Here is a 3,544-nt window from a genome sequence, read left to right as displayed (position 1 = left end):
GATTGGCGGTCCCGCCGATCATCAGCCGCTCCTCGGCCTCCTCGACCAGCGTCTCCAGCAGGGTCGCGGGGGCGGGCGGCCCCCCGGGCCCCGGCCCCCGCCGCGCCCCCCCCCGCCCGGCGGGGCCGGCCCGCCGGCGGCGGGGGCCCCCGGCCCCGCCCCCGCACACCTCCGGTGCGCCTGTCTCACGGGCCGCCCCGGCGGTCCCCGCGCCGGTGTGCGGGGACCGCCCGGAAGGGGCCTGCGGGAGGATCAGGCCAGCCAGGGGCGCCAGACGGACTCGTTGCGCTCGACCCACTTCTTCGCCGCCTCCTGCGGCGAGAGCTTCTCCTCGGCGATCATCAGGGCCACCTCGTTCTGCTCCGCCGTGGTCCACCGGAACTTCTTCAGGAACGCGGCGGCCTTGCCCCCCGACTCCGCGAAGCGCGTGTTCAGGTACTTCTGCAGCGGCGTGTGCGGGTACGCGCAGGCCACCTTCTCCGGGACGTCCGCGCAGCCCTCGGTGTACTCGGGAAGCTTCACCTCGGTCATCGGGACCCGCTCGAAGAGCCACTGGGGCTTGTACCAGTACGTCAGGAAGGGCTTGCGCTCCTTGGCGAACTGCTTGATCTGGGTGATCTGGGCCGCCTCGGAGCCCGCGAAGACGACCTCGAAGTCCAGCCCCAGGTTCTTCACCAGCGCCTTGTCGTTCGTGACGTACGACGGCGAGCCGTCCATCAGCTGGCCCTTGCCGCGGCTCTCGGGGGTGCGCAGCTGGTCGGCGTACTTGTCGAGGTTCTTCCAGTCGGTGACGTCGGGGTGGGCCTCGGCGAAGTAGGTGGGGACGAACCAGCCGATGTGGCCCGTCACGCCCAGGTCGCCGCCCCGCGTGATCGTCCTCTTGCCGTCGACGTACCGCTTCTCCTGCTCGGGGTGGCCCCAGTCCTCCATGATCGCGTCGACGCGGCCCTGGCTGAGCGCGTCCCACGCCGGAACCTCGTCGACCTGCACGGTGTCCACGCGGTAGCCCAGCTCGTGTTCGAGGAGGTAGGCCGCCACGGCGGTGTTCGCCTGGGCGCCGACCCAGGACTGGACGGAGAGGGTCACGGTCTTCGCGCCCTGCGCGGCCGCGTACGGGGACGTCTGCCGGGTCATGTCGGCCGCTCCGCAGCCGGTGAGCACGGCGAGCCCGGTCGCCGCCGCGAGCAGGGCGGAGCCCCGGCGGCCGGGGCGCCCGCGTCTGCCGCGTCGGGACTGTCCGGCGTCCCCGGGATCCGCCGGGTTTCCGGCGTGTGCGTCGCGTCCTGCGTGGAAGGGTCGGTTGCGCATCTCAGGCCTCCTTCACGGGCTGGGTGACGCGGTCGAGCAGCAGGCCGAGGCATACGATCGCGGCGCCGGCCACGAGGCCGGTGGCCAGGTCGCCCTGCGCGAGGCCGAGGACGACGTCGTAGCCGAGCGCGCCGCCGCCGACCAGACCGCCGATGATGACGACGGCGAGGACCAGGACCACCGCCTGATTGACGGCGAGCAGCAACGCGGGCCTGGCGAGGGGGAGCTGGACCTGCCACAGCTGCTGCGAGCGGGTCGCGCCCAGCGAGCGGGCGGATTCGAGCGCGGCCGGGTTCACCTCGCGCAGGCCCTGCGTGGTGATCCGTACGACGGCCGGCAGCGCGTACACCACCGCGGCGGCGGCGGCCGGAGCCCGGCCGACCCCGAAGAGCGCGACCACGGGGATCAGGTAGACGAACTGCGGCAGGGTCTGGCACACGTCGAGCACGGGGCGCAGCAAGCGCTGGGCGCGGTCGCTGCGGGCGGCGCCCACCGCGATCGCGAAGCCGAGGACGAGGGTGACGGCGACGGCCGCGAGGACCTGGGAGAGCGTGTCGAGGGAGGCGTCCCAGACGCCGAGCACGCCGACGGCGGCGAGGGCGAGGACGGCCGTGAGCGCGGTGCGCCAGGTGCCGACGAGCAGGGCGAACGCCCCGGCGAGCAGCAGGAGCAGCCACCAGGGCGCCGCCTGGAGACCGCCGCGCAGCGGGTCGAGGACCCAGCCGGTGAACCGGGCGGCCCAGTCGGCCGTGCCGCCGACGACGGGCACACCGGAGTAGAGGTGGGCGGTCATCCAGGCGACCGCGCCGTTGACGGGCCCGGCGATGGGAACCGTCCAGGACGCCGGCCACAGCGAGGTGCCCGCCATCCGGCCGGCGACGGCGACGGCCACTGCCGTGAGGACGGTGAGCAGCCATCCGTACCAGCCGTCGAACACGCGGAGCAGCAGCTGCCGCGGGCCGTGTCCGGGGATCTCGGCGGCGCCGATCCGCCGGCCCGCCGCGTCGGCCGTGCGGTCGAGGACCACGGCCAGCAGCACGATGGGGATGCCGGCGGCCAGGGCGGCGCCGACGTCGACGGAGGCGAGGGCCTGGTAGACGCGGTCGCCGAGGCCGCCCGCGCCGATCACGGAGGCGATCACGGCCATCGAAAGGCCGGTCATGATGGCCTGGTTGACGCCGAGCAGCAGCTGCCGGCGGGCGAGCGGCAGCCGGGCCGTCAGCAGCCGCTGGCGGCCGGTGGCGCCGAGCGAGGAGGCCGCCTCCAGTACTCCCGCGTCGGCCTCGCGCAGGCCGAGGGCGGTGAGGCGGGCCATCGGCGGGGCGGCGTACACCACGGTGGCCAGTACGGCGGCGGGCACGCCGATGCCGAAGACCAGCACCATCGGCAGCAGGTACGCGAAGGCGGGCAGGATCTGCATGGTGTCGAGCACCGGCCGCAGGACGCGGTCGGCGCGTGCGGAGAGCCCGCCGGCGAGACCGAGGAGCCCGCCGACGGCGACGGAGGCGGCGACGGCCACGACCATCAGCGCGAGCGTCTGCATGGTCGGCACCCACATGCCGAGCAGCCCGCACGCGGCGAAGGCGGCGGCGCACGTCAGGGCGAGCCGCAGGCCCGCCAGCCGCCAGGCGACCAGGGCGGCCAGCGCGCTGACGCCGGTCCAGCCCGCGGCGAGCAGGACGACGTAGACGGCGCGGACGGAGACGACCACGGCGTTGCTGATGTGGCCGAAGAAGTAGAGGAACAGCGGGTGGCTGTCCCGGTGGTCGATGATCCAGTCACCGGCCCGGCCGAGCGGCCCCGAGAGGTCGACGGCCAGGGCCGCGGGCCAGCTGCCGGCGGCCGGGAAGACGACGGCGAGCGGGACCAGCACGGCGGCGGCGACGGCCAGCGGCAGCAGCAGTCCGCGGCCGAGGGGGCGTCCGAGCACGGTCGGGCCGCTGCGCGCACGGTCCGCCAGCCGGTTGCCGGCCGCCGCGCGTCCGGCGGTGGCGGAGCGGTCGCCGGGGGCCGCTCCGTTCGCCGCGGGGCGGTCCGCGGCGCGGCGCTCCGCGTCCCCGGGCCTGCCGGACGACTGCGGGGCGCCCGGCCGGGAGGGCTCGCGTGCGGGGGCCGTGGCCGAGCTCATCCGCGCCACCCCCCGGTGCCGGGGGCGGGGACGGCGGGCCGGGGCGTGCCGGTCATGCCGCCACCTCCCGTCCGGTCCCGGCCCGGAGTCCGGCCACCACGGCGAGCA

At 75.7% G+C, this 3,544-nt stretch carries 2 protein-coding genes; both read right to left on the bottom strand.

Annotated features, from left to right (window positions below):
• Positions 1-252 precede the first annotated feature (252 nt).
• Positions 253-1,134 carry an ABC transporter substrate-binding protein gene (locus tag ACFXA3_RS38770; RefSeq protein ID WP_385195447.1) on the bottom strand — a complete coding sequence of 294 codons (882 nt, stop codon included), beginning with the start codon at positions 1,132-1,134 and terminating at the stop codon, positions 253-255.
• A gap of 175 nt (positions 1,135-1,309) precedes the next feature.
• Entirely contained in the window at positions 1,310-3,436 is a 2,127-nt protein-coding gene (locus ACFXA3_RS38765) for an ABC transporter permease subunit (protein WP_385195445.1), read from the bottom strand.
• Positions 3,437-3,544 lie beyond the last annotated feature (108 nt).

It is taken from the genome of Streptomyces sp. NPDC059456 (genome assembly GCF_042750055.1).
In the GTDB taxonomy this organism is placed as follows: domain Bacteria; phylum Actinomycetota; class Actinomycetes; order Streptomycetales; family Streptomycetaceae; genus Streptomyces.
Note: the sequence above shows the minus strand (reverse complement) of the source record. Positions and strands in the feature narration are given on the sequence as shown.

Bases quoted from the DNA above. Each gene is read 5' to 3' on its own strand.
- ACFXA3_RS38770 (WP_385195447.1), bottom strand. From the start codon at position 1,134: ATGACCCGGCAGACGTCCCCGTACGCGGCCGCGCAGGGCGCGAAGACC.
- ACFXA3_RS38765 (WP_385195445.1), bottom strand. From the start codon at position 3,436: ATGAGCTCGGCCACGGCCCCCGCACGCGAGCCCTCCCGGCCGGGCGCC.